The organism is Xanthomonas prunicola, from assembly GCF_002846205.1.
Lineage (GTDB): Bacteria > Pseudomonadota > Gammaproteobacteria > Xanthomonadales > Xanthomonadaceae > Xanthomonas > Xanthomonas prunicola.
This window is the reverse complement of sequence record NZ_PHKV01000005.1, coordinates 1-3,510: the sequence shown is the minus strand read 5'-3', so window position 1 is coordinate 3,510 and position 3,510 is coordinate 1. Positions and strand designations below refer to the sequence as shown.

The 3,510-nt window shown below is 66.0% G+C and carries 1 protein-coding gene; it reads right to left on the bottom strand.

The window, feature by feature from the left end; translation table 11 throughout:
• Positions 1-237: 237 nt before the first annotated feature.
• Positions 238-3,510: non-ribosomal peptide synthetase (locus XpruCFBP8353_RS15550; RefSeq protein WP_133125656.1), on the bottom strand; the 3,273-nt coding region annotated here is incomplete at its 5' end.

Here is a 3,510-nt window from a genome sequence, read left to right as displayed (position 1 = left end):
TGAAAAACTCGGGACGCCTGCAATGGGAGTGGCAAGGGGGTGCCGCCGAACCCGCACGCGCAGACCGTCTGCGCGGCGCATCGAACGTGCACCGCAGGCCGTCTTTTTCTCCGTTACTGAACCTTCACGCTTGACTCAACGTGACATCCACTTGCCTGATGCAGGAGCATGCTGGGCAAGTGGGTGCCGTGGATCAGTGGCGCGACTGCATCTGCGCTGGACGTTGACCGAAGCAGATCATTCGTAATAGCTGCTCCGGTCCACCAACGCGGCGATCGGGGCGCTGGGCGCAGCGGCACTGTCGGCCAGCGCGCCGGCCATGCGCGCCAGCGTCGGCTCGGCGAACACCCGCGACAGCGGCAAACGGCGTCCGAGCCGGGTCTGGATGCGGGTAGCAAGTTGCACGGCCAACAACGAATGCCCGCCGATGTCGAAGAAATTGTCGTGCCGGTTGACCGTGCTAACGCCGAGCAATGCGCACCAGATCTCGGCAAGCACGCATTCGGTCTCGCCGTGTGGAGGGTCGCTCTCCGCGATGCCACGTTGCACATCGTCAGGTGCGGGTAGCGCCCGCACATCCAGCTTGCCGTTGGCGGTGAGCGGCCAGGCCTGCATGGGGACGTAGGCATCCGGCAGCATGTAGTCGGGCAGCGTATCGGCCAGGTGGCGGCGCAATGCGTTCGGGTCGTGCGCCGCGCTGTCGTCGATTTGCGTACCGATGACATAAGCGACAAGACGACGTTGTCCGGCGGTGTCCTCGCACACGCGCACCAGCGCCTGGTCGATCTGCGGATGCGTTTGCAGCACCGCCTCGATTTCGCGCGGTTCCAGCCGGAACCCGCGGATCTTGCTCTGCGCATCGCGTCTGCCCAGGCATTCGAGCTGGCCGTCGGCGCGCCAGCGGCCCAGATCGCCGGTCCTGTACATGCGCGCTCCCGGCTCACCACTGAAGGGGTCGGGCACGAAATGCTCGGCGGTCAATCCTGCTTGCCGCACATAGCCAAGCGCCAGACCGAGGCCAGCGATATGGAGTTCGCCCTGCATGCCGACCGGCAGCGCTTGGCGATGCGCATCGAGCACGTACACGCGCAGATTGCCAATCGGCGTGCCGATCGGGATGCGTTGTCCATCGTCGGGCGTTTCGCTCACTGCGACAGCAGTGACGAACTGCGTGGTTTCGGTGGGGCCGTAGGTCTGCAACAGCGTGTGCGGTCGTTGACCGCGCAGCAGCGTGGCGAGCGCCTGCGGATCGGCGATATCGCCACCGGTGATCAGGTAGCGCAGCGTCGGCAGCGTGCGTGCCAGTTCGCTTGCGTAGGCACGCAGTACCCCAGCGACCAGGATCAGCACGCTGATCGCATGCGTGCGTGCGAAGTCGGCCAGCACACTGGGATCGAGCAGGACGTCCTGCGGCACCACGACCAGGCTGCCGCCGCTCAGCAATGGCGCCCACACTTCCAGGGTGCTGGAGTCGAAGGCGGGATTGGACGCGAAGGCGAAGCGGTCGTCGGCCTGCCAGCGGGCGTAGTCCGGGTCGCGCACCAGATTGAGCACGGCCTGGTGCGGCACCAGCACGCCTTTCGGACGGCCGCTCGAGCCTGAGGTGTACATCACATAGGCGGGTGCGGCAGTGGGCAATGGCGGGGCCACGCACGCATCGGTCGGCTTTGCGGTCAACGTGATCTGCAAACACGGCGCCGTCGCCCAGGGCGGAGCGTCGCCGGGCGCGTGCACGATCGAGCGGGCCTGGCAGTCCTCGGCCAGCTGGGCGTGCCTGGCGGCGGGCTGTCGCGGATCCAGCGGCACATAGGCCGCACCTGCCTTGAGGATGCCCAGCTGTGCGGCCACCAGTTCCGCACTGCGTGGCAGCAGCGTCACCACACACTCGCCACTGCGCACTCCGGCGGCGATCAGCTGCGCCGCGATACGGTTGCCGTACGCGTCCAGTTCGGCATAGCGCAGGGTGCGGTCACCATCGATGACGGCGATGGCATCCGGTGTGCTGCGAGCCTGGGCCTGGAACGCTGTGTGGATCGTCGGCGGCGGTGGCACCGCGCGTGCGCTGTCGTTCCACTGGTGTAGCGAACGCCATCCGTCTGCATCCAGCAATGCAGGCCGGTCCACCGCCAGCATGGGTGCGTCGGCCAGCGCGCCCAGCAGACGCGCGTAGTTGTCCAGATACGCCTGCATGGTGCTGCGATCGAACAGCGCGGTGGCGTAGTGCAGCACGCCGCGGATCCGCGTGGGTGCGATCTGCATGTCCAGCGACAGATCGAACTGTGCAACGCAATGATCGTTGGGGTAAGCGCTCAGTTGCAGGTCCGGCAACTCCAGGGCGCGTGCCGGCGTGGTGTCGGAGGAGAACATCGTCTGGCACAACGGTGTGTGCGACAGACTGCGGATCGGTCGTACCGCTTCGATGATGCGTTCGAATGGCAGATCCTGGTGCGCCTGTGCGGCAAGCAGTGTGGCCTGGACCTGGTCCAGCAGTTCCAGGAACGTCGGCCGCGCGGACAGATCGATGCGCAACGGCAGGGTGTTGACGAAGAAGCCGATCAACGGTTCCAGTTCGCTGCGATTGCGGCCTGCCGACGCGGTGCCGATGACCAGATCGGTCTGCCCACTGTAGCGGGACAGCAGCGCAGCCCATCCGGACAACAACAGACCGAAGATGCTGGTGCCGTGCCGCACGGCCAGTGCCTGCAGACGCACGCTCAGCGTCTCGTCCAGGAGCAGTTCCACCCGGTCGCCGGCGGTATCCTGCAGCGGCGGACGCGGCCGATCGGTGGGCAGCTCCAACAAGGCCGGCGCATCGCGCAGCTGCGCGCGCCAGAAATCCAGTTGGCTCTGCTGCAGTCGGCTGTCGATCCAGCGATGTTGCCAAGCGGCATAGTCGGCGTACTGGATCGGCAGTGGCGGCAGCGGATCGGGCTGGCCTCGCACGAAAGCCGCATACAGTGCGCCGATCTCCTCGATCAGCACGCCGATGGACCAGCCGTCGGAGACGATGTGATGCATGCTCAGCAGCAACACATGCTCACGTTCGGCCAGACGCAACAGACGGCCTCTGAACAACGGACCGCTTGCAAGGTCGAAGCCGGTGTTGGCCTCGTTACGGGCGTGTAAGCGGGCAGCGCTTTGCGGCGCTGGCTCGCCGCTCAGGTCGATCAGTTGCAAGGCGAGTTCGCGCGGCGCATCGATGATCTGCAGCGGAATATCGTCGACATTGGCGAAGTGGGTGCGCAAGGTCTCGTGACGCGCCACGATGCGATCCAGTGCACGGGTCAGCGCCTGGAGGTGCAAGTCCCCGCTCAGTTGCACGCCGCCGTGCATGATGTAGGTCGCACCGGTGCGCGGATCGAGCTGGTTGAGGAACCATAGGCGTTGCTGTGCGAACGATAGCCGCATGGGTTCGGTGCGCGGCACCGGCAGGATCGGCGGTAGTGCAGTGGAGCCTGCATCGCCCAGTGCCAGAGCCAACTCGGCCAGGCGCGGTTGAGCAAACAATGC